This is a genomic window from Nitrospirota bacterium, assembly GCA_035873375.1.
Lineage (GTDB): Bacteria > Nitrospirota > Thermodesulfovibrionia > Thermodesulfovibrionales > JdFR-85 > BMS3Bbin07.
Genome location: JAYWMQ010000007.1, coordinates 26,760 through 50,970 on the forward strand (window position 1 = coordinate 26,760; position 24,211 = coordinate 50,970).

The following is a 24,211-nucleotide window of genomic DNA, read 5'->3' on the forward strand; positions in this document are numbered from 1 at the left end:
CTGCTTTAGTCACAGAGGGGGAAACGGAGTGGACAGCATTGAAAGCGGTCCCGGAGTAGAGGGAGACAGAGTGCCTTCAAAAGTCTTTTTTGCACCTGCAAGGGTTACGAAGTGGAAATATGACGACAGTATGCCCGGAAAGCTTCAACGCCTCCTAAAAACCTTTAATCTGTCTGCAGTATTTGACAGAGACGAGTGGGTAGCAATAAAAACACACTTTGGTTCCCCGGGTGCTCACCGGATTGTCAGGCCTGTCTTTCTGAGCAGGGTCGTTGACGCAGTAAATGAAGTGGGGGCAAACCCCTTTGTCACAGACACGGTAAGGATCAGGGGACTTGAATACCTGAAGGTGGCAAATTCAAACGGAATAAACCATCTCTCGGTCGGAGCCCCTATAATACTTGCTGACGGACTCTTCGGCAATGACAATATCATATTGCCCGCAGGTGAAATTCTCGGCAGGATTGCCGTGGCCTCGGCAATACATGATGCAACGGCCATGGTGGTCTGCTCCCATGTAAAGGGACATATAAATGCCGGATATGCCGGGGCATTAAAGAATATGGCCATGGGTGGTGTAAGTTCCTCTCACAGAGAGTGCGGATGGAAATGCGGCAGGGGATCCATGCATACCATCGGAGAGGGAGAACTTACATGGGATATGGAACTCTGCAACTACTGCATGCAGTGTGTGGAGCTCTGTCCCCTTGAATTGATCGCATTCAAAGATAAAAAACTCAGGTGGGACAAGGAGCACTGCTGGAGATGCGGCCGTTGTGAAAGGGCTTGTCAGACAGGCGCCATCCACTTGCCGGGAGATGACGAAAGGTTCATGAAGTCCCTGGCAGAGGCTGCCATGGTTGTACTTAAAACCTTCAGGCCCGACAAGATAATCTACATAAACTTCCTCACAGAGATTCAGCCTGAATGTGACTGTATGCCGGCGGCTGATGTACCTGTTGTGCAGGATATCGGCATATTGTTAAGCAACGACATAGTTGCAATTGAACAGGCCTCCATTGACCTTGTTCTGAAAGAAAAACACCTGCCGTCCTCCATGGCTGAAGGAGTGGATGAAGAGGGCGATATATTTAAAGGGCTACACAGCAAGCCCTATGAGCTACAGGTATCGGAGGCTGAGCGTCTCGGCCTTGGCAGCAGACAATACGAGTTAGTCACTGTTTAATTAAGTAAGGCTCACCATCCTGTTAATCTGCAAAGAAAGGAAAAATACATGTTGATAGAAGAGCGGCTCAGGGAACTTGAAATCGAACTCCCTGAAGCACCCTCCCCCCTCGGCTCTTACACCCCTGCCCTGAAGACCGGAAATCTGCTCTTTCTCAGTGGAATATTACCCCTGAAAGACGGGACTCTGATTGCAGAGGGTATCGTTGGCAGGGATGTTGATATTGATACTGCCGGAGAGGCAGCACGCCGGATAGTGGTTAATGCCCTGTCAATCGTCAAGGAGACCTGCGGTCTCGAAAATATCAGCAGGTGCATCAGGCTGAACGGTTATGTTGCTTCAGGGACAGACTTCCATGAACAGCCCGCGGTACTGAATGCAGCCTCTGACCTTCTCAGGGAGATATTCGGGGAAAGGGGTATTCACACAAGAACAGCCGTAGGTGTTGCTGTCCTGCCGATGAATGCACCTGTAGAGATAGATTTTATTTTTGAGGTGAGACCAATAACAGACGGGCAAACAACAGACGGGCAATTACAAAAAAGGATAGGGCAACCACAGGGGGGTGCCCCTACCGGGATTGTGCAATGAAATACAATCCCGACATCCATCACCGCCGTTCCATTCGATTGAAAGGGTACGATTATTCACAGGCGGGATTATATTTCATAACCTTTTGCACACAAAACCGATTGTGTTTGTTCGGGGAGATTGAAAAAGGAGAAATGATTTTAAATGATGCGGGCATAATGATAAAAACCGTATGGCATGAAATACCGGAATATTATAATGAATTCAATGTTCATGAATTTATTGTTATGCCAAATCATGTTCATGGAATCATTCAAATCATATCCAATCCCGTAGGGGCTGGCCCCCGTGCCTGCCCTATCTGTTGCCACCCTATCTGTGCCTGTCCTACCCCTACCCGCCCTATCAATGAATTTCGACAAACAAACGGGCAATCAACAACGAATGGTCGACAGACAACGAATGGGCAACCACAGGGGGATGCCCCTACGATGTCGTTATCAGATATTATACATCGGGTTAAAACATTAACCACAAAACGGTATACGGACGGCGTTAAAAATAATGATTGGCCTCGGTTTAACAAAAAATTATGGCAACGCGATTATTACGAGCATATTATCCGTGATGAAAAATCATATTATCAGATATCAGAGTACATACAAACCAATTCTCTGAAGTGGCAGGATGACGAATATTATGCATAAAATCACGAAACCCGTAGGGGCCGGCCCCCGTGCCTGCCCTATGTCTTGCCCAACCCATGCCTGCCCTGACATTGATGAACATCAAGAACAGATGAACATCAAGAACAGCGGGCAACCACAGGGGGTTGCCCCTACATTATTATCCTGAATCATGCAAAAACCTTCGCCCATAGACAGTCAAACCTGATTTCTGCCATATCTGTTATAATATTGATTCCATGCCTAAACCTGTAATCGCAATAATCGGAAGGCCCAATGTGGGCAAATCCACACTATTTAACAGAATGACCCGCACACACAAGGCCATAGTTGAAGACATACCTGGTGTCACGAGGGACAGGATTTATGAGGAGGCCACTTATGACGAGAGGGAATTTATCGTCATAGATACCGGCGGCCTCTTCCCTGAGACAGATGAGGAAATTCTGATTCAGACCAGACAGCAGGCCATGTTTGCCGTAGAAGAGGCTGACCTTATAGTGTTACTCCTTGACGGCAAAGAAGGCCTTACAGAAGTGGACAGGCAGATTGTCAATATGATGAGACCTGTAAGAAAAAAGGTCCTCTATGTGGTCAACAAAATAGACGCACGCAACAGGGAGGACAGGCTATTTGACTTCTATTCCCTCGGGGTCGATGAACTGATTCCTTTATCAGCAGCTACTGGATACGGTTTTGCTGAATTCATGGAAAAAGTCCTTGAAAACCTGCCCGAAAAAGAGGCTACCGAAAAGGCCGCTGAGGGCCTGCCGGGAATTGCCATTGTGGGAAAACCGAATGTTGGAAAGTCCACCTTTGTTAACTCCATGCTTGGAAAGGAGCGAATGATTGTAAGTAGTGAACCAGGGACTACACGGGATTCCGTTGACAGTATCTGCAAATATTACGGAAAAGAATACGTCATCATTGATACAGCAGGACTACGCCGTAAATCAAAGATAGCAGACTACTCGCTGGAGAAATTCATGATTATCAGGGTGGTCAGGAGTATCGAAAGGGCTGATGTTGTACTCCTGCTCATAGACGCCCGCGAAGGTATATCAGAGCAGGACCAGAAGATAGCAGCATTGATCAGCAGATATGGAAAAGGACTTGTCCTGCTCTTTAACAAGTGGGACCTCATTGAAGACCCCGACAAGAGGTACAAGGAACTCCTGAGGGAGGTCCACTGGAAACTGCGCTTTGTTGAATATGCCCCTGTCCTGACAATATCCGGACTCTCACACAAGAGGATTACAAAGGTCTTTTCCATGGTTGATGAGATTATAAGCGAACGGAAAAAGCGTATATCCACCTCAGCCCTGAACAAATTCGTCTCGGAGATAGCCCAGTTACTCCCAACACATAAGGGTAAAAAGACAAAAATATTCTACATGACCCAGACAGACATCGAGCCACCGACTTTCGTCCTGTTTGTAAACTATCCCCAGGTCTTCAAACCGGAACATGTAAGGTTCATAGAAAGACTCATACGGCAGAAGTATACCTTTAAAGGTACCCCCGTAAGGGTCTTCATCCGTCAAAGGAGCAAATGAAATAAACCTTACCCTTTCCGCAGCAGTGAGATCTCAGAACAGCGCATAAATAAACGGTGCCATGGCTGAGCAAGGATTATATCCTTATACCTGGGTTCTCCATAAGAAGCCAGCCCCATTACCTTGTATTCACCGGAATTAATCTTGAAACCCGTGTAGTAAGTGAAGGCAGAATAAAAGAGGCCCGGCGACTATTGCTTGACATGGTCTCATATCAGGGGTTAACATAAAACATAGTCCATGATAGAACTTATAGGCAAAAACGTATTAGTAGAGGCAAACGGGATAACCTATACCGGCAAACTCGTAGAGATAAGCGAAACTGAGGTACACCTTGAGACAGAGCTTGGATGGGTGACACTTATGACGGAACATGTGGTTAATATCAGGGAGGCAGAAGAAGGGGAAGACTTGGAGGGAAAGGCTTGGAGTGATGGAGTTGCAGGCTTGGAGTGATGGAGTGGAGACCACTATCCCATGTTTTTTTCAATCGTCAATAATTCAATACTTCAATAGTCAACCTAAAGGTCCCCAAAAAGAAACTGCAAAAGTGCTGCTCCCACTATTGAGGCCGTCTCAGCCCTCAATATCCGTTTGCCAAGCCCCGCGCTGATAAATCCGGACTCTTTTGCTCCCTGAACCTCCTTATCAGTAAAACCACCCTCGGGCCCTACCATGTAATAGACAAAGGAGCTGGAAATTGAAGATGGCGGGTTGAAGCCTTTCTTCTCACTTTCAGAAAAGATAATCCTGAGTGATTCATCCTCCAGACTGTCAAACACATCCTTCATTTTGCAGACATCGTGAATCACCGGAACCAGCAGCCTTCCCGACTGTCTGGTCGCCTCTTCTGCCACTCTCTTCCAGTGTTCAAGCTTTCGGCTGAACCTGACCTGTGACCTCTCGGTCACCACAGGGAATATCTCTCTTACACCCAGCTCAGTCGCCTTCTGTATCACAAGGTCCATTCTGTCTCCTTTCAAAAGGCCCTGAATCAGCACAAGGTGCAACGGAGACTCTGTATCCATGGGGCATCTACCCAGGACCTCAAGCAGGATTTGTTTTTTTCCCATCTCCCGCACACAGGTCTTTAAAGCAAGCCCATGACCGTCCAGGACTATAACCTCATCATCCCTTGAGACCCTGAGTACATCCCTGAGGTATTTCAGGTTTTGATCTGTGACAGCCAAATCTCTGTCATCCGGGTTTATTGAAGGAAGGATTATACGAGGCATGACATACTATTTTGATTCGCGGCTAAGTGAAAAACTCCTTTAACTTCTCCATAAACCCACTCTGAACCTCATCACCGCTTAAACTTGCAAACTCTTCAAGGAGTTCCTTTTGTCTTTTGGTGAGTTTTTTCGGTACATCAATATAGATTCTGACTATCTGATTGCCCTTTGAGTAACCTCCGAGCTTTGGCACTCCACGCCCCTTAAGGACAAACTCCTTTCCCGAAGGTGTGTGCGGAGGGATTTTAATCTTCTCGTTACCATAAAGCGTTGGCACCTCAATCTCCGCCCCAAGGACTGCCTGTGTGAAACTAACGGGGACATCGCAATAAAGATTCAGCCCCTCCCGTTTAAAGAATTTATGAGGTTTAACGGTAATAACTATATAAAGATCACCTGATGGACCACCATTGGTGCCGGGTTCTCCTTCTCCTGACATCCTGAGCCGTGAACCTGTATCAACACCGGGAGGCACCTTGACAGACAAAACCCTGAACTTCCTGACCCTGCCGTCTCCACCGCATTCCGAACACGGAGTTGTGATGAACTGTCCAGTCCCTCCACACCTGCTGCACGTCCTTGTTACTGAAAAGAAACCCTGCTGAAACCTTCTCTGACCTGCTCCGTTACAATCAGGACATGTTACGGGACCATGCCCCGGCTTGGCACCGGAACCTCCGCAGACCCCGCAGATTTCCCAGCTCGGCAGCTTGAGTTCTTTTTCAACACCCCTGACAGCCTCCTCAAGGGCAAGAGTAAGGTCATATCTCAGGTCAGCGCCCTTGGTTGCCCTGGCCCTGCCCTGCCCTGCAAAAGTCCCGAAAAAATCCCCGAATATATCCTCAAATATATCCGAAAAATTTGAATTAAAGGGCCCAAAACCGGCACCACCGCCGCCCATTCCTTCAGCAGACCCAAAACGGTCATAATTAGAGCGCTTCTCGGGATCACTCAGGCAGGCATAGGCCTCATTGATCTCCTTAAACTTGTCTTCTGCATCCTTGTTTTCCGGATTCCTGTCAGGATGGTACTTCATTGCAAGCCTTCTAAAGGCCTTTTTCATCTCACCATCTGTAGCATCCCGGTTTACGCCCAGTATTCTGTAATAATCTTTCATATGTATTAATGTATGTTCAGGTATCGGGTTTTAGGTGACAGGTTCTAAACCTGCCACCTGTTATCCATTACCAGTACCTACGATTTGTCCTTATCAACGTCTTCAAACTCTGCCTCAACTACGTCTTCCTCAGCAGGCTTACTACCATCACTCTTTTCCTCAGAAGCGCCACCAGCCTCCTGCTGTGCCTGGGCACCCTTATAGAGGTGTTCTGCAAGCTTATAGGAAGACTGTGTCAGCCGCTCAATGGCCGCCTTTATCTCTGATGCATCAGTGCTTGTATCCTTGACTTTCCTGCAGTTTTCGAGGGCCTCTTCGATCTCCTTCCTCTCTTCCTCTGAAATCTTGTCCCCATAATCCTTCAAGGACTTTTCCACGCTGTAAACAAGATTATCCGCCTCATTTTTTGCCTCTGCAAGCGTTTTCTTCTTCCTGTCCTCCTCAGCATGTTCTTCAGCGTCACGGGCCATCTTTTTTATCTCTTCCTCAGTAAGACCACTTGATGCAGTTATCCTTATAGACTGCTCCTTGCCTGTACCAAGATCCTTGGCAGAGACATGAAGTATGCCGTTTGCATCAATGTCAAAGGTAACCTCGATTTGTGGCACCCCTCTTGGCGCTGGAGGAATTCCCACAAGCTCAAATACCCCAAGGACTTTATTATCTGCAGCCATCTCCCTTTCACCCTGGAAGATCTTTATGGTTACAGCCGGTTGATTATCGGTTGCAGTTGAAAATATCTGACTCTTCTTGGTGGGAATTGTGGTATTCCTCTCGATTATCTTTGTAAAAACCCCGCCAAGCGTCTCAATTCCAAGTGACAGGGGGATGACATCAAGGAGAAGTACTTCCTTGACCTCGCCTTTAAGTACAGCCGCCTGAATAGCCGCCCCTATTGCAACCGCCTCATCAGGGTTGATGGTCTTGTTCGGGTCCTTACCAAATATCTTTTTCACAACTTCCTGAACTTTTGGTGTTCTCGTCTGTCCACCAATGAGCAGGACCTCATCAATATCTTTCTCTGTCAGTTTTGCATCTTCAAGCGCCCTCTTGCATGGACCTGCCGTCCTTTCAATAAGATCTGAGACAAGCTGCTCGAATTTTGATTTGGTAAGCTTTATAACAAGGTGTTTGGGACCTGTTGCATCCGCGGTTATAAAGGGAAGGTTTATCTCTGTCTCCAAAGCAGTAGAGAGTTCTATCTTTGCCTTTTCAGCAGCCTCCTTCAGCCTCTGCAGTGCCATCCTGTCCTGCTTCAGGTCAATCCCCTGGTCCTTCCTGAACTCCTCTACCAGCCAGTCTATAATCCTGAGATCAAAATCGTCACCACCAAGAAATGTGTCCCCACTTGTAGAATGCACCTCAATAACACCCTCACCTATCTCAAGAATGGATATATCGAAAGTGCCTCCACCAAGGTCATATACAGCAACCTTTTCTTCTGCCTTTTTATCGAGCCCGTAAGCAAGGGCTGCTGCCGTAGGCTCGTTAATTATCCTCAGGACATTCAATCCTGCTATTTTCCCGGCATCCTTGGTCGCCTGTCTCTGACTGTCATCAAAGTAGGCAGGCACGGTTATAACGGCATCGTTAACAGGCTCGCCAAGATAGTCCTCTGCAGCCTGTTTCAGTTTTTGCAGGATCATTGCAGATATCTCCTGCGGAGAATATTTCTTGCCACGTGCCTCTACATGGGCATCCCCGTTAGAGGCCGGAACAATCTTATAAGGCAGCCTCTTCATGGCCTTCTTGACTATTTCGGAATCGTACTTCCTGCCCATAAGCCGCTTTATTGAGAATATCGTATTCTCGGGATTTGTAATGGACTGACGCTTTGCAATCTGACCAACCAGCCTTTCACCCTTTTCAGTAAAGGCAACTACCGAGGGTGTTGTACGGCTTCCCTCCTGGTTTGGTATCACTACAGGCTCACCACCCTGCATAACGGCCACAACTGAATTTGTTGTCCCAAGGTCTATTCCAATCGCTTTCCCCATAATATTTATTCCTCCTTCTTTATTTCTTCTGTTTATTCAGGTTGTTCATCGTAACGACTCTCATTCCCCGTAACATCATTACTCATCCTCGGGTTTGGTCTTCTTGGAGACTGCTACCAGAGCCGGTCTTATAGTCCTGTCCTTCAGCATATAGCCTTTCCTATACTCTTCGACTACAGTCTTGTCCTCAAGATCGCTTCTCTCTACCTGGCTCATCGCATGATGATAAGCCGGATCAAAAGGCTTTCCAACTGCCTCTATCTCGCTAATACCATACTTGTTCAATACCTTTCTGAACTCCTTTAGCGTCAGCTCAACACCCTGAATGAGACTTTCTGCAGAAACTTCCTTTTCAGCATGCTGTATGGCCATCTCAAGGTTGTCAAGCACTGTCAGCAGATCCTGAAGGAGTGGCTCAGTGCCGTATTTTAGCATTTCTTCCTTATCCTTCTGAACTCTCTTTTTATAGTTCTCAAATTCTGCGTAAAGTCTGAGGTATCTCTCCCTGCTTTCAGTCAACTCAGCCTCCAGCTCCTTTACCCTCTCTTCAGGCGGCTGCTCAACCGGCACCACCTCTTCAGGCCCCTCTTTTTTCTCCTCTACAGGGTGTTCTTCCTTTATTTCCAGATCCTTTATCTCTCTTTTTTCCATTCCTGATATCTCTCTTTTTTCCATTCCTGACCTCCTTCATCTAAAATTTCCGTTAGGAATCTTGCAGTTACATCCACAAGTGATATGGCGGAAGAGTAATCCATCCTTGTAGGCCCTATTATCCCAACGACTCCAGCAGGCTTATCCCCCTCTTTATATGTTGATGTAATGATGCTCAAGGTCTTCATCTCTTTAACTGTGTTTTCCGCACCGATTACAACCTGAACCCCCTCCGCATTGGCAAGACTGTCTATCAGTTTTATAACTGCATGTTTATCTTCTATCGTCCTTGATATCTCCTTTATCTTCTCTATGTCGGAAAACTCGGGCAGCTCCAATATCTCGGTGAGACCCGAGATAAAGACATTGGCCCCATAACAGGACATCACATCTCCGCAAAGGCTGAGGGCCTGCAATATAAGTGTATCGCATAGCTCCTTGTCCCTTACCATCTCTTCAAGGAGACGCTGCCGTATCTCTTTTATAGTATATCCCGAAAACTCTCTATTGAGATAACGGGCAATCTTGTTCAGGTCATTCCGTGAAAAAGAAAAGTTATTTTTAAGAATCTTATGTTTAATTATACCTTCATTGGTAAATAAAATTACAGCTATTCTGTCATCACTGTAAGAAATAAGTTCAATGCGCCTCAGGGTGCTGCCGTCCGGCCCTGGAGAGACTGCAATGCCAAGGTAGTGGGAGTGGATCGAGAGGGTCCTTGTTGTCTCGTCCAGCAGAGTATAAATATCTTCCCGTAAGTCTTCCAGCCTCCTGGTCAATGAGTCAATGAGGCCCTTGTGGCAACAGACATTTTCATCCATAAGATTCTCTACATAGAATCTGTAACCCTTGTCTGTAGGTACCCTGCCCGCTGATGTATGTGGCTGGCTCAGGAACCCCAGTTCCTCAAGGTCTGCCATTATATTTCTGATTGTGGCAGGAGAAAAATCAAATGCATACTTCCTGGTTACATACCTTGAACCAACAGGATCAGGGTTGTTTATATAACTATGTATAACAGCCCAGAGAACTTTTATGCTCCTCTCGTCAAGCATCCGGAGGACTCACCTCTATGAATGGAAATCTTATATTAAACATACGCAACCAGAGAAATTTCGTCTTGATGTAGGGATATGTATCTTTTAACCATAATCTGCTTCTTTGCAGCAATGCATCTCTTTAGCACTCATTAGCTTAGAGTGCTAATAATTTAACAATTATTTCGTATGCCTGTCAAGTGGGACAAAAATGAAGGAAAAAAGACAGATGCGGGTTTTTCTTTTTTCCTTTCGCTTGCCAACACCCCTGCCAAGCGGTTAAATTAAAACTGCATGATTGGCCGGAGATTAATCAAAAAAACAGAGGCACTGCTTGGAAAAGAAGAGGGAACTGTATATAAAGACCCCGGCGGCAGGGTTAATGTATGTCTTGTATATCCAAACACATACCACGTCGGCATGTCCAGCCTCGGGTTTCAGGGTATATACTCAATCCTTAACTCAAGGGATGACACAGTATGCGAAAGGGCATTTCTGCCTGATGAATCAGACCTGATAGAGTTTGAGCGTACAGGCTCCGAGCTCTTCTCACTCGAGTCAAAGAGGCCACTTAGCAGGTTTGATATCGTTGCCTTCTCTGTATCCTTTGAAAACGACTATCCATCCATCCCGCTGATGCTGAGACTTGCACGGATAGGAGCCTTCAGCTCAGGGCGCAAGGAGAGGGAGCCTTTACTCCTCCTTGGAGGGGTATGTGCGATGTTCAACCCGGAACCCCTTTCAGATTTTTTTGACCTCATATTCATAGGTGAGGCAGACGGCAGCCTTGACGAACTAATAGAGGAATATAAAGGATCTGAAGATAAAGGGTCATTTCTCAGGGCAATCTCTGAAAAAGAGGGTTTTTATGTCCCGGGAAGGTATGAGATCATATACTCTGATGACGGGAAGATAAAAGAAAGAAGAACTACAGGAGCCTTCCCCCGGACAATAAGGAAGAGGACGGAGAGGGTACTGAACGGCAGACTCAGGCCGGCCATCACCACACCGGAGACAGAGTTTTCAAACATGTATCTCATTGAGGCCATGAGGGGATGTGTCTGGAGTTGCAGGTTCTGCGTTGCCGGACATATATATAATCCTCCACGGCACAAGGACATAGGGATATTGAAACAGGAGATAGACCTTGCCATGGAGACTACAGGCAGGGTCGGGCTGATCGGGCCTTCACTAACCGACTATCGTTATGCAATAGAGGCCTTGCAGATAGAGGGGGTGGACTTCTCCATTACCTCCCTGCGGGCAACACCAAAGGCGGAAAAGCTCCTCTCCCTCATGAAAGGACACCGCAGCATATCAATAGCACCGGAAGCGGGCACCGAACGTTTAAGAAGAATAATCAACAAGAGGATCACTGAAGAGGATATCATGGAGACGGCAGAACTGATACTCCGGCATGATATTCAAACCCTCAGGCTCTATTTTATGATCGGTCTGCCATTTGAGACAGAGGAGGATATAAACGGGATAATCGATCTTGCCAAAAAGATCCGCTCACTAAACACGCGGGGCACCATAGTCCTGAGCACAAGCACCTTTGTTCCAAAACCTTTTACGCCCTTCCAATGGCATCCCATGACAGCGGAGAAGACGATCAAGGCCAGGCTGAAAATGATCAAGTCAGGCCTGAACATAAAGGGGATCAGGGTATTTCACGACGTTATAAAATACGCCTTTATGCAGGGTGTGTTTTCAAGGGGTGACCGGAGGCTCTCCAGGGTATTGCATGACATGAAAGAACACGGCAGGTGGAAAGAGTCGACCAGGAATGCCGGAGTGGACCCTGACTTTTATCTCTTCAGGGAGAGGATGTTTGAAGAGATACTGCCATGGGACTTTATTGATGCAGGCATTTCAAAGGAGGCACTGTGGGGGGAATATATGAAGGCACGGGAGTCAGCGGGCCTTCACTGAAGAGAGAATGGCCAGTCCCAGGATAAACAGGACAAGCACTGAAAGCACCGCAGGCCTCTGACTTCCTGCAGCAGATGAAATTATGCCAAAAAGCACCGGCCCGATTATCGCTGATGTCTTTCCTGCAAAGGCATAAACACCAAAATATTCCCCCTCCATACCCGGAGGTATGAACCCCGAAAAAAGGGCCCTTGACGCAGCCTGTACACTTCCAAGCCCCAGGCCGGCCATCGTGGCTATGCCCCAGAAGAATCGCTTGTCTTCCACAAGGTATGCACACACTGTAACTGCAATCCAGAGTAAAAGTGAGAGGACAACCACCTTCTTTGCCCCCCACCTGTCAGTGGGAGTTGAAAGGGCGATTGAGCCAATCATTGCAGTAACCTGCACAAGGAGATACAGAAAAACGAGTTCGGAACCAGTAAAGGCGAGTGTAACCGATGCATAAATACCTGAAAACACAATAATCGTATTAACTCCATCCTTATAGAGCCAGTAAGCAAGGAGGAATCTCCTCACTTTTTTAATTCGCAGAACATCTCTCAATAATCTCAGGGTCTTCCTTATCCCATCAAGTGCTGACTTTCGGGGTGACCCTGATGGCCTGTCCGGAGGCAGAAAATAAAATGCGGGCAAGGCAAAGAGGAGATAGAAAATCGATACCATTGGCCATGAAAAACGAATCACCCCACTTTTTATAAACAGCAGGGATATCAGGAGAGCAAGTACCGAACCCGCGTAACCAAGGCCAAACCCCCATCCCGAAACCCTTCCCTGGTGGTCTTTTGGCGCAATATCAGGCAGATAGGAGTTATAAAAGACGAGAGAACCTTCCATAGCAATATTTGCAATGATGATAAGCAAAAAGGCCTCAAAAACCATACCCTTTTCAATAAAGAACAAAAACGCAACAGCAATCACACAAACAAGGGAATAAGCCATTAGCAGACGTTTTCTCATGCCCGCATAATCAGATATACCACCAACAACAGGAGAAGTAAGAGCCACTATCAGCATACTGAGAGAGACCGCCCTTCCCCACCAGAGGTCACCCTCTGCCGGGGTTTCAGCAATCACCTTCACAAAATAGACCGGAAAGATTACTGCAGCAATCACCGCAGAATATGAGGAGTTGGCAAAGTCATAAAGACACCAGCTTAGTATCTGACGTTTGTTTTTCATGAACATGAAACTCAAGAAATTCTATCCACAGATTTCACGGATTTTCGCAGATTTTTCTTAAAACACTAATTTAAAGTACAATTCCCCGAGGCTTTCGGGGAATAACAGATAAAAAGTTAGATTTACGATAAATTAAAAGCCCTGAGAGCTGTCACCCTGAATTTATTTCAGGGTCTCGTTTTTGGAAGTTCTGAAATAATCTTGATCTTATTTTTAAATCTGTGAAAATCCGTGAAATCTGCGGATAAACAAGTCTTTGTTTATTTTCCGCTCAATTCATGAACAATATCAACAAGGGCCTTTGCCATATCAGGAGAGGTCTGGGGAAGTATGCCGTGTCCGAGATTGAATATATGCCCCCTTGCTGCACGGCCCTTCTTCAGTATATCCCCGGCCTTTGAACGCAGCACATCTTCTGAGGAAAATAAAGTACACGGGTCAATGTTGCCCTGAACAGAGACTTTTGAACCAAGACGCTTTATCGCCCTGCCTATATCAACCCTCCAGTCTATACCTATGACATCGGCACCGGATGTACGCGCCTGTTCAAGCAGCCCCCCGCAGTTATTGACAAAGTAGATTACAGGCACTCCAAGCGGTATGAGCGCCTTAATGGTTTCTTTCACATACGGTAATGAATATACTCTGTAATCATCCGGGGCAAGGGCACCTGCCCAGGAGTCAAAAACCTGCACTGCCTGTGCACCTGCCTTTATCTGTGACGAGAGATAGGCTATTGTAGTATCCGTTATCTTTTTCATCAGGGCATGGAAGGCCTCGGGCTCCCTGTACATCATGGTTTTGGTATTAATAAAGTTCTTTGATCCGCCGCCTTCGATCATGTATGTGGCAAGTGTGAAAGGGGCACCTGCAAAACCTATAAGAGGAACCTTCCTCCTCAATTCCTTCTTGAGTATCCTGATTGTCTCAAGGACAAAAGGGACACTCTCCTCAGGCACAGGCACCCTCAACCTCCCGACATCGTTCGCTTTTCTTACCGGATTACTCATGACAGGCCCCTTATTCTCATAAAACCTGAGCTTCATCCCCATGGCCTCAAGGGGAATCAGGATGTCGGAAAAGAGTATGGCAGCATCAACACCCAGCAGGTCCACGGGCTGAAGCGTCACCTCGGCAGCGAGTTCCGGGGTTTTGCAGAGTGTAAGAAAGTTCACCTTGGTCCTTACCCTCTGATACTGGGGCAGGTACCTGCCTGCCTGACGCATTATCCAGACAGGTGTATAATCCACATCTTCGCCACGACAGGCCCTGAGAAAAGTATCGTTCATAAAACCTCCATAAATTAATCAGCCGCAGATTTACGCAGATTAACACAGACACACAATTTCTATAAACAAAAAAACTGTTTTTTTGAATCCGTGAAGATCTGCGTAAATCTGCGGCTAAATCTTTATATTTATTTCTTTGTTACCCCCTCATTCTCTTAGGCATATAACCACAGAAGGGCTCTTCATCAAGGTAATCTCCGGAGACTGCGTACGCCCTTGCCCGGCATCCACCGCAGACATTTATATACTCACAGGAGCCGCAGCGGCCTTTATAGCTCTTAAAATCCCTCAGTTCCCTGAAGAGCTCGGAGTTCTCCCATACGTCCCTGAATGACTGTCTGAATATATTACCCGCCGGCAGGGGAAAGTAACTGCAGGGCAGTACATTGCCATCCACATCTATAAGGCATATAACCTGACCTGCAATGCAGCCCTTGGCACCACCGGTTGAAAACTTGAGGGACCTCCTCTCAAATCCTTCTCCATCCTCACGGGCCTTCTGCCGGACGATCCTGTAGTAATGGGGTGCACAGGTCGGACGTACGAGCATCTCCCGTTCATCCTTCTCCATCCGGTAATGCCACTGAAGTATCTCTTCGTAATCTTCTTTTGAGATGAGTTCCTTCATCATCTCTTCACCCCTTCCGGTAGGCACGATCATGAACATGTACCATGCCGTGGCACCAAGGCTTTTGGCAAGCCTGTATACATGGGGGATATCCTCCTGGTTACGTTTTGTGAAAGAGGAATTTATAATAAACTCTATCCCGTGCCTCCTGAACAGTTCTGCAGCCCTTAGCGCGCCCTCAAAGGCACCAGCCTGCCCGCGGAAGTTGTCATGCACCTCTGCAGTAGAACCATCAAGGCTCAGGGAAACTATCTTTATCCCTGCGGCCTTCATCTCTCTGCACTTCCCGTCATCTACCAGAACACCGTTTGTTGCAAGGCACATCCTTAAACCCTTTTCCGTCCCATACCTCGCTATATCAAAGACGTCTCTGCGCATGAGGGGGTCACCACCTGAAAGCACAATAACAGGTTTGCAATAACCCGAGATATCGTCCAGTACCCTGAAGGCAGCCTCTGTTGAGAAATCCGGGTGCTCCTGCACAACTGTCTCTGAGGCAGAGCGGCAATGCAGGCACCTGAGATTACACCTCCGTGTTATCTCCCAGGCAATCCACTTTGGATTGAATTCCATGTCCATAAATTTAATCTCTAACCCATGGCCTTTGCCAACTTATCACTCCACAGATACCCCTCAATTGACTCAAGGAGGGGCAGAAATGTTCTGTTGTCCATGGCTGAGACAGCTATTGCCCCATACCTGTTGCAAAGGTTGTTAATCTCCTCCACCGGAACTCTGTCAATCTTGTTAAAGACCAGCAACCTGTGCTTGCCGGAGAGTCCCAATTCATCCATCAGCCTCTCAACGGACTCTATGTGCTGCTCAAACCTGTCACTCGATGCATCAACAAGGTGGATAAGGAGGTCTGCATCCTCAAGCTCTTCAAGGGTCGACCTGAATGCAGTCATAAGGTCTTTGGGAAGGTCTCTTATGAACCCGACCGTATCTGTAATTATAACTTCCCGCTCCTTTGGAAACCTCAATCTCCGGCTTGCAGTGTCGAGCGTGGCAAACATCCTCTTTTCAGTGAATGTCCTGCTGTTGGTAAGGTTATTCAGCAGGGTGGACTTGCCGGCATTTGTATATCCGATAATAGAGACTATCGGAATGTCTCTCTCGATCCTGCGGTGTTTTCGCTGCTTTCTTGCCTCGGAGAGTTTTTTCAGCTCCCGCTCAAGCAGGTGTATCCTGTCACGCACCCTTCGTCTGTCTATCTCAAGCTTCATCTCACCAGGTCCTCTTCCGCCGATGCCACCTGTAAGACGGCTCATGGCAGTACCCTTACCGGAGAGTCTCGGCAACCTGTATTTCAGTTGTGCAAGCTCCACCTGCACCTTACCGTCACGGCTGTGGGCCCTTCTGGCAAAGATGTCGAGGATGAGCTGGGAACGGTCTATAACCTTCAGTTCCGTAAGTTCCGTTATCGCCTTCATCTGTGAGGGAGAAAGGTCCTGGTCAAATATCAGAAGCGTTGCACTTTTTGTAAGGGCATCGATTATCAGGTCTTTCAGCTTACCGGTCCCCATAAGGTAACGGGGGTTTATCTCCTTCAGTCTCTGGATGATTGAACCGAGGACCAGGACATCAGCAGATCCGGCTAATTCACTCAGCTCCTCAATGGATTCCTCCTGCTCATACCTTGGCCTTGCTGAAGCACTTATGAGGATCGCCCTTTCCCTCGGGTCATCCTGTGATATGAGATTGCGGCGCTCCATCTCCTCTTCAATCGCACGGACAGAGGGCAGGAAATCAAACCGGAAAGAGTGAAAACTCTGAGGGGCCAGTACTTCATAGGGTTTGCCATCTCCATCAGGTAGCAGATAAGCAACATAGACCCTGTCAGGAAGCGCACCCTTTATACTTATTGCAGCAATCATATCGAGCCTCAGGAGGGCAAGGTCTGTGAGATCGTCCTGGTTGAGTGGTTCATCCCTGAGGTGCGTATGGATGAGCCTCATCCCCCGCAGGGACTTTCTACCAAGGGGATAATCACTCAGGTCAGGGATATAAAGACCCCGTGCATCTCCAACAATGACATGCGTTACTACCCCCGACCTTGTAACAAGAATCCCTATCTGCCGCCCGATCCCCTCTGATAGCCCGGTTATAAACCTTGCAACCTCAGGGGTAACGATCTTCTCTGAAGGGATGCGTCTTCTGTATATCCGCTCAATGGCGTTTATATCCTGTTTCTTTAATCCTGATAAATTACCGTAAACCGTTGCTATATGCGTTCCTCCTTATTGTTACTGACTAAACTCATTTTTACTGCAGTAAATCCAAAAAACACCACAGTAATTATGGTTATTATATTTTAACACAAAATATCTCTCCATCTCCCAAGGTTACCGATTAAAAACCCGTCAACTCCTGGGAACAGACATGGATACAGAGTTTGAACGGGTTTAATTATCACTTTTGCATCACCCGGATGGTGATGCGTGATAATTACCTCGGAGACAGACAGGATGTCTGTCGAGAATGAGTGAAAATTCTGTGTCCATGTCTGTTCCCCATCTCTCCATCTCTCCCACATGCCGGTGTTCAGGAGAGTATCTGTTTCAATGCCCTTGCTATGGTCTTTCTGGTAAATGGTTTCTGCACAAAACCTTTCACACCGCTGTCAAGCAGCTCCTTAATGCCTGCCAGACCCTCATGACTGTAGCCGGAGCAGAGAATGACATTTACATCAGGGTCTATGGACTGCAGACTCTGGAAAACCTCGGAGCCGCTCATCCCCGGCATAATCATATCAAGGAGGACTATCACTATTTCCTCCTTTCTTTCCCTGAAAAGAGTAATTCCCTCCATACCCTTAGCCGCCGTAATAACCGTATAGCCAAGGGACGCCAGCAGATCCTTTCCAAGCTCTCGGATATTCTGATCATCATCTATCACGAGTATCGTTCCACTGCCGGTCAACTCCTCTTCCGCAAAGCTCTCGGAATCTTTAACCTCCCCCCTGCACACAGGGAAATACATATTGAATCTCGTCCCCCTGCCGGGCTCGGAATAAAGATTAATATAACCACCATGGTTTGTAACTATTGAATGGATTATATAGAGACCAAGCCCCGTCCCCTTTCCGGTATCCTTGGTTGTAAAAAAAGGATCAAATACCCTGCTCTGGAGATCATTATCCATTCCCGCTCCTGTATCGGATACAGCAAGCTTTACAAAACCGCCATCTGAATCTGAGGCAATTCCGTTTGCAGCCCCGTTTTCCCTGCCGACCCTGTCCGTTTCTATCCTTAATGTTCCACCATCAGGCATGGCGTCTTTGGCATTGATGGCAAGATTCATGATTACCTGCTGAATCTGCGTAGGGTCAGCTTTTATCGGTGGTATTCCGTCCCTGAGATTCAGTTCGATGTTAATCTCTTTGGGTATGCTCCTGTTTAATATGTCAAACGTCTCTCTAATAATTGCATTAATGTCCACTACCTTCAACTCAAGTTTTTCCTTCCTTGTTATACCCAGTATCCTGCCGGCAAGGGCTGCCCCCTGCTGTGCCGATTTTTCAATAATGTCAATCCCCTTATATATCTGGTCATCCTTGCTGATTTTGTGCTTGATAACCTCCGCATAACCAAGAACAGCAGTGAGTATGTTGTTAAAGTCATGGGCAATACCCCCGGCAAGTGTCCCTATTGCCTCCATTTTCTGAGCCCTGAGCAATTGCGCATACAGCTTCTTTTCCTCTGTTATATCCCTCTGAATGGAGACAAAGTTGATAGTTCTGCCACTGTCGGAGTGGATGGGAAAAATAACTGAAGAGACAATAAATTCCTCACCGTTTTTCTTTCTGTTAATCAGTTCACCCCTCCAGGGATTTCCGGACCTTATGCTGTTGAATATATCTGAATAAAAATTTTCATTGTATATTCCTTTATTCAGAGCGAACAACCCCTTCCCTGACATCTCGGACTTCATGTAACCCGTCAGCTCCTCAAATGCCCTGTTCACATAAATAATATGCCCCTCTTCATCAGTAAAGGTGATAATATCAAAGGCAGAGTCTATAATCTTTTTAAATCTCCTTAACTCCTCTGTTGCAGATACGCGCTGAATAGCAACGGCCGCATCAGAGGCAATTGCCATAAGAAACCTTTCGTCCTCTTCGGTAAAGGAACCCGTAGCCTTGTTTGCAAAATAAATAGAGCCAAGCGGGAAACCCTTACTTGAAAATATTGGATAACCAAGGAAATTTCTTATTGAAGGATGGCCGTCGGGCAGACGCCCTGAAAAGGCCCCGTGTTTCGTTACATCATCTATTCTGACCGGCGTAAGACTCAGTTGCATCATCCTTAAAATCCCCTTCCCCTCGGGATACATCCCAACCCTCTGTCGTATCTCCTCTGTATCAATGCCATTGGAAATGATCTTCGAGAATTCCCCCTTCTCATTAAAGAGGGCAATTGCAGCATAGTCGGCAAAAATCAATCCCCTTGCCGCATCAAGTATTGTCTTGAGTGTGTCATCAAGGGACATGGACTCATTAAGCGCTACAGCAGCCCTGTGAAGTATCTCTGTCTTTAAGCGTTGTTCCTTCTCTGAATCAAATGCCCCGTTTATCGCATCCACGAGAAAGTCAAACTCCTTCACTCCCGTATGCGTAAGGGGTTGACCTTTTCTCAGTTTCCGGATAAGTTTGTCAAGGGGCACCTTCAGGTTCCTGTTCACTACCGCCATTATCCCGATAATGAAGAGAACGGCGGCAAAACTTATACCTGATATCATTATATTATTGGCTGCCTCAACAGAACCCGGCATCACGGGTGAACTAAGCAGAACGATATCCCATCCCCACGGGAGATAAGCGAATCGGTAAGCATAACCTCTCGTACCTCCAACTCTGGTTTTCACAAGTTTATTTCTCTCCTTGATCTCCTTTGCTCCGGATATGTCGCCTTTACTTGAAATGGATATGCCATCCTGAAATATTGCATATGTGATACCTTCCTTATTTTGATGTTTTTTTATCAATTCTATGGCATCATCCATGCTTTTCGATGATTTGATAATTGACTCGATCTGCAATCGATGGAGTTCAAAGAAGGTGTTGAAATATTGCCTGGAGACCCGGTTGACTGTTGAAATTGAAACAGAGAGAATAAAGATAATGATTAGTAAGAGAAAAAAAAGGATGGGTATACGTATTCTGGAACTTATACTTCCATTTCTCATGACTTACACCCAATTGACTGAAAATTCATATAGTTCAACCTTTATTGCAAAAATGCACCGGTTTGTAAGTTAAGTCTATACTGGTAATTTGCCCCTGCTTCCATTTTACCATAACACCCACCTCTTTGAAGATACAGGCACAGACTACCTAAACGGAATAGAATGCATCCATCTCCTCTGTGTATAAACCATCCCTTTCATATACAAATAGAGGGTTTTCCACTTTTAGTTCTACCCCTCCGCCCTTGACTGCCTCAATGAGTACTATTGCAGCCTCTGAGGTATTGTCGGGATGGACAAACCTGACCCTCTTCGGCTCAAGGAAAAACTCTTTCATTGTATTTATTACTTCACTGAACCGGCACGGGTGATAGACCATAAAAAACCGCCCCCTGCCCTTTAAGAGCGCTGACGATGTCCTGATGAGGTCTGTCAGGGTCAACTTGATCTCGTGTCTCGCTATAGCCCTTTCACTGTAAGGACTTATCCTGCCCGTGCCGGGCTTTCTGAAGGGTGGATTTGATACAACGGCATCAAACCCCTCTATGAAATCAGGAGAGTTCTCGTGAAGGATAGATGATATATCAGCCCTCAGCACCTGAACCCTATGTCCGAGCTGATTGAGCTCTACATTCCTTTGTGCAAGAGCGGAAAGCCCCTCCTGAATCTCAATCAACAGCACCTCTGTCCACGGGTATCTCATTGCAAGAACAAGCCCCACCACACCGGAGCCGGCACCAAGGTCAGCCACCCTCCTGACTCCTCTGGAACATCCTGCAAAACCGGCAAGCAATACGGAATCAAGGGAGAACCTGTACCCCTCCATCCTCTGGTATAATCTGACTCCACAAATACTGTCAAGGGTAAGGTTATCCACTATAAAACCCTCTGCCTCCAAGGTAAAGGTGGACATAGCTGCCAAGGGTGTTCAGGTATCTGTAACCCCCTCTGGTCTCAATCCCCGGGGGATAGGCAACCCTGTATATACGCTCGATATTTTCAGGCATGGGATCTATATCCGAGTAGTGGAACTCGTGACCCCTCACCCGGGTACCCTTCTCCCCGGCAATGGAATCCTCCAAGAGAAGAATCTCCCTGTAACCAAGTCGCATCCGCTTCTTTCTCATCGTGGCCCTTGTTGGGAAGACCCCGGCCATTGGATAAAAATTATCCTCAAAATCACTGATACCCTCTGTAAGGTACATTAAACCTCCACACTCGGCATAGGTGCGCCCACCGGAAAGGCACCATTGCCTTATAGCCTCCCTCATCGAGGAATTTTCTGAAAGCCTGTCGGCATAAAGTTCAGGATACCCGCCTCCAAGACAGAGTATATTAATCCCCTCTGGAAGCACCTTGTCACTGAGTGGACTGAAGAAAACAAGCTCAGCCCCCTGAGCCCTGAGGGTCTCCAGAAAATCCTCGTAATAAAAAGAGAACGCCCTGTCTCTTGCAATGGCTATCCTCATCGCATCAAGTGATTTTTTTACCTCTGTGTTCCTCATGTCAGTTTCAGGTATTTTATAGTCAGTCAGGGTGAGGAGTTTATCCAGGTCCAGATTTGCTTCAATGAATGCAGCAAGCCTCTCTGTCCCTGATTTTTCCAGCGGAATCTCATCTGCAGTATAAAGCCCCAGGTGTCTCTGTGGAATTGCAACTGCTTCCTCAGAGGGGAGAAATCCAATTATCTCCACGCCTTCCACACTCTCCATCCCTTTCTTTATCAGTTCCCTGTGCCTCTGGCTTGATACCCTGTTAAAAATGACACCTGAAACCCTGAGACCCTGCTGATAATCCCGGAACCCTTTTACCACAGCCCCTGCAGACTCAGCCATTGAACGGGCATCTACGAGCAATATAACAGGGAGCCCGAGTACCACTGAAAGCGAGGCAGAAGAGCTTACGCCGCCATCATAAAGCCCCATTACCCCCTCAACAACGGCAACATCAGCGCCTGCGCATTTATCCGCAAAGAGGACCCTGACGTAATCACCTCCAGCCATCCAGATATCGAGGTTGTAGGATTTACTGCCGCTAACAAGGCCGTGCAGTCCCGGGTCTATAAAATCCGGCCCCACTTTAAAGGGCTGCACCCTCAGTCCCCGCTTCATCAGGGCGGCCATCACTCCGATAGATACCGTGGTCTTGCCTGCACCGCTGTGTACAGCACCAATCAGAAATCCCTTCATCATCCCCCATGCCCTCAGGCGGCTAAAATGCCCATATTGCACCAGTCATTCCTTTACTGCAAATGATTATAGCAAAACGCCGGTTCTAAACTCCCGGGACTATCCTGAAACTATCACCCTAAAATTACTACTTGACATATTCTGTTTTTTTTGTGTATATTTCAATCGTTAAAAGTGAAAGGAGGTTGTTTTTATGTGTGTTAATCTTTCCATATATCATAATGTGACCATAAAATTCACTTATAAGCATGGAGTCTTTCAGGTTTATCTCAATCTTTGCTAAAAATGTCCTGTCATTCTTTACTGATTGGCATAAATTTTGTATAACAAATTTATGCCGGTAGAAAATAATTCAATGAAAGGAGGTGAGATTAGGTGAAGAAACTACTTATTTTAGCGATCATTCTGACTGTTGCACTTGCCTTTATTGGAACTTCCCTGGCTGTCCCCCCTGGTAAGACGATCGAGTTTACCAAAAGTCCGATGGGCAAGGTTGTCTTCTCCGGCAAAATACATGCTGATGCCGGCAAGAAGTGCACTGACTGCCATCCGAAGATATTCAAAATGAAAAAGGGTGCGGACGAGATAACCATGAAAGACATTTATGCCGGTAAGTTCTGCGGAACCTGCCATAACGGCAAAATTGCATTTAATGCAAAAACCGGTTGTATGAAATGCCACAAAAAGTAGCAATAAGAACACACTATATTTAACAAAAAACAAAAGAGGGCTTCTGATTCAGAAGCCCTCTTTTGTTTTATCTTTAAAAACTCCATCGTCCCTAAATTACAGTTAACCACTCCCTGTATCTTTTATTCTCTCCCCTTACAATACTGAAAAATATATCCTGAAGTCTCCTTGTAATTCCTCCCGGCTTGCCGTCACCTACAGGCCTCCCATCAAGCTCCCTTATCGGGGTTACTTCTGCAGCCGTTCCTGTAAAAAAGGCTTCGTCGGAAACATAAACCTCATCCCTTGTAAAACGCTCTTCTACAATCCCGATACCCTCGTCTCCGGCAATGGTGATCATGCTGTTCCGTGTGATCCCCTCAAGAATGGAAGTAAGGGGTGTGGTCTTTAGATTGCCACCCCTTGCAATAAAGATATTTTCACCGCTGCCCTCAGAGACAAAGCCTTCGGTATCAAGCAAAAGTGCCTCGTCATAGCCACATGAGATAGCCTCTTTCTTGGCCAGCTGAGAATTGACGTAATAACCACATACCTTGCCGTGCGACATATTTGAATTAACATGGTTTCTTATAAAAGAAGATGTCTTCACCTTTATACCCTTTTCCAGACCTTCATCCCCGAGGTATGTACCCCATGGCCATACGGCAATAGAGACCCTGACAGGATTACCCTTTGGATAAAGCCCCATGGCCCCATAGCCGATATAAACAAGGGGTCTTATATAACACTCTTTTATTCCATTGACCTCCACGGTCTTTATAATGGCCTCCTCGATCTGCTCCTCGGTGTACGGAATATCAAGGAGAAAGATTTTCGCTGATTTAAAGAGTCTGTCAACGTGTTCCTTAAGCCTGAATATGGCAGGCCCCTCTGCAGTCTCATAGCACCTTATCCCCTCAAAAACACCAAGACCGTAGTGCATTGTATGTGTAAGGACATGAACCTTCGCATCATCCCATGCAACCAGTTCTCCATCCATCCATATCTTTTCAGTCTTGTCAATCATGTTGTATATTTAAGCAGTAACGGCTAAAAACTGTCAATATTATTTTCATGGACTCCAATAAGACGGTAACGTCAAAAACCCGAATAAGGTAATCCCGCAAAAATGCGGA

At 46.6% G+C, this 24,211-nt stretch carries 20 protein-coding genes and 1 pseudogene; 7 read left to right on the forward strand and 14 right to left on the reverse strand.

Translation table 11 applies throughout. The features are described from left to right. Nucleotides 1-28: 28 nt before the first annotated feature. The 4 genes from VST71_02315 to der all read left to right on the forward strand — a co-directional run bounded on the left by VST71_02315 (nt 29) and on the right by der (nt 3,959). Nucleotides 29-1,186: a DUF362 domain-containing protein gene (locus VST71_02315; protein ID MEC4684554.1), complete on the forward strand. Its 1,158-nt coding sequence runs from the start codon at nt 29-31 to the stop codon at nt 1,184-1,186. A gap of 48 nt (nt 1,187-1,234) precedes the next feature. Continuing rightward, nucleotides 1,235-1,777 (forward strand): RidA family protein, encoded by a 543-nt coding sequence (locus VST71_02320; GenBank protein ID MEC4684555.1) that lies wholly within the window; start codon nt 1,235-1,237, stop codon nt 1,775-1,777. After that, on the forward strand, nt 1,774-2,424 hold the full coding sequence (locus VST71_02325) for a transposase (protein ID MEC4684556.1): 651 nt from the start codon (nt 1,774-1,776) through the stop codon (nt 2,422-2,424). Before VST71_02320 ends, VST71_02325 begins: the two co-directional genes overlap by 4 nt. Nucleotides 2,425-2,642: 218 nt before the next feature. Beyond that, nucleotides 2,643-3,959, forward strand: a complete 1,317-nt coding sequence (gene der / locus VST71_02330; protein MEC4684557.1) for a ribosome biogenesis GTPase Der — start codon at nt 2,643-2,645, stop codon at nt 3,957-3,959. 71 nt (nt 3,960-4,030) lie between these two features. Here der and VST71_02335 read toward each other — a convergent pair. Beyond that, a pseudogene (locus tag VST71_02335) lies at nt 4,031-4,150 on the reverse strand (carbamoyltransferase N-terminal domain-containing protein). A 49-nt stretch (nt 4,151-4,199) separates the two neighbouring features. On the opposite strand from VST71_02335, the gene VST71_02340 reads away from it, so the two are divergent. After that, entirely contained in the window at nt 4,200-4,415 is a 216-nt protein-coding gene (locus VST71_02340; protein ID MEC4684558.1) for a hypothetical protein, read from the forward strand. A 65-nt stretch (nt 4,416-4,480) separates the two neighbouring features. Here VST71_02340 and VST71_02345 read toward each other — a convergent pair whose 3' ends face one another. From VST71_02345 to hrcA, 5 genes are all read right to left on the reverse strand, one after another. After that, nucleotides 4,481-5,194: a 16S rRNA (uracil(1498)-N(3))-methyltransferase gene (locus VST71_02345; GenBank protein ID MEC4684559.1), complete on the reverse strand. Its 714-nt coding sequence runs from the start codon at nt 5,192-5,194 to the stop codon at nt 4,481-4,483. Between the two features lie 22 nt (nt 5,195-5,216). After that, on the reverse strand, nt 5,217-6,311 hold the full coding sequence (dnaJ, locus tag VST71_02350) for a molecular chaperone DnaJ (GenBank protein ID MEC4684560.1): 1,095 nt from the start codon (nt 6,309-6,311) through the stop codon (nt 5,217-5,219). A 77-nt stretch (nt 6,312-6,388) separates the two neighbouring features. Beyond that, on the reverse strand, nt 6,389-8,308 hold the full coding sequence (gene dnaK / locus VST71_02355) for a molecular chaperone DnaK (protein ID MEC4684561.1): 1,920 nt from the start codon (nt 8,306-8,308) through the stop codon (nt 6,389-6,391). A gap of 78 nt (nt 8,309-8,386) precedes the next feature. Beyond that, entirely contained in the window at nt 8,387-8,983 is a 597-nt protein-coding gene (grpE, locus tag VST71_02360; GenBank protein MEC4684562.1) for a nucleotide exchange factor GrpE, read from the reverse strand. Beyond that, on the reverse strand, nt 8,941-10,014 hold the full coding sequence (hrcA, locus tag VST71_02365; protein ID MEC4684563.1) for a heat-inducible transcriptional repressor HrcA: 1,074 nt from the start codon (nt 10,012-10,014) through the stop codon (nt 8,941-8,943). Before hrcA ends, grpE begins: the two co-directional genes overlap by 43 nt. A 276-nt stretch (nt 10,015-10,290) precedes the next feature. Here hrcA and VST71_02370 point away from each other — a divergent pair, with 276 nt between their 5' ends. Then, nucleotides 10,291-11,931: a radical SAM protein gene (locus VST71_02370; protein ID MEC4684564.1), complete on the forward strand. Its 1,641-nt coding sequence runs from the start codon at nt 10,291-10,293 to the stop codon at nt 11,929-11,931. On the opposite strand, the gene VST71_02375 is transcribed toward VST71_02370, so the two are convergent. From VST71_02375 to VST71_02405, 7 genes are all read right to left on the reverse strand, one after another. Further along, the gene (locus VST71_02375; protein ID MEC4684565.1) at nt 11,914-13,113 is read right to left on the reverse strand and encodes an MFS transporter; all 1,200 of its coding nucleotides are present in this window, start codon (nt 13,111-13,113) and stop codon (nt 11,914-11,916) included. The two genes, VST71_02370 and VST71_02375, sit on opposite strands and share 18 nt — an antisense overlap. Before the next feature lie 260 nt (nt 13,114-13,373). Continuing rightward, a complete protein-coding gene (gene hemE, locus VST71_02380; protein MEC4684566.1) occupies nt 13,374-14,402 on the reverse strand; it encodes a uroporphyrinogen decarboxylase in 1,029 nt (342 codons plus the stop codon). Between the two features lie 139 nt (nt 14,403-14,541). Continuing rightward, on the reverse strand, nt 14,542-15,603 hold the full coding sequence (locus VST71_02385) for a radical SAM protein (protein MEC4684567.1): 1,062 nt from the start codon (nt 15,601-15,603) through the stop codon (nt 14,542-14,544). 17 nt (nt 15,604-15,620) lie between these two features. Then, a complete protein-coding gene (hflX, locus tag VST71_02390) occupies nt 15,621-16,988 on the reverse strand; it encodes a GTPase HflX (protein MEC4684568.1) in 1,368 nt (455 codons plus the stop codon). Between the two features lie 586 nt (nt 16,989-17,574). Next, the gene (locus VST71_02395; GenBank protein ID MEC4684569.1) at nt 17,575-20,070 is read right to left on the reverse strand and encodes an ATP-binding protein; all 2,496 of its coding nucleotides are present in this window, start codon (nt 20,068-20,070) and stop codon (nt 17,575-17,577) included. A 295-nt stretch (nt 20,071-20,365) separates the two neighbouring features. After that, a complete protein-coding gene (locus tag VST71_02400; GenBank protein MEC4684570.1) occupies nt 20,366-21,094 on the reverse strand; it encodes a tRNA1(Val) (adenine(37)-N6)-methyltransferase in 729 nt (242 codons plus the stop codon). After that, a complete protein-coding gene (locus VST71_02405; protein MEC4684571.1) occupies nt 21,087-22,409 on the reverse strand; it encodes a cobyrinate a,c-diamide synthase in 1,323 nt (440 codons plus the stop codon). The genes VST71_02400 and VST71_02405 overlap by 8 nt, the downstream gene beginning before the upstream one ends. 372 nt (nt 22,410-22,781) lie before the next feature. Between VST71_02405 and VST71_02410 the strand changes: the two genes are divergently transcribed. Then, nucleotides 22,782-23,096, forward strand: coding sequence for a cytochrome c3 family protein (locus VST71_02410; protein ID MEC4684572.1), 315 nt, complete (start codon nt 22,782-22,784; stop codon nt 23,094-23,096). Between the two features lie 91 nt (nt 23,097-23,187). Here VST71_02410 and VST71_02415 read toward each other — a convergent pair whose 3' ends face one another. Beyond that, entirely contained in the window at nt 23,188-24,102 is a 915-nt protein-coding gene (locus VST71_02415; protein MEC4684573.1) for a branched-chain amino acid transaminase, read from the reverse strand. Nucleotides 24,103-24,211: the final 109 nt, after the last annotated feature.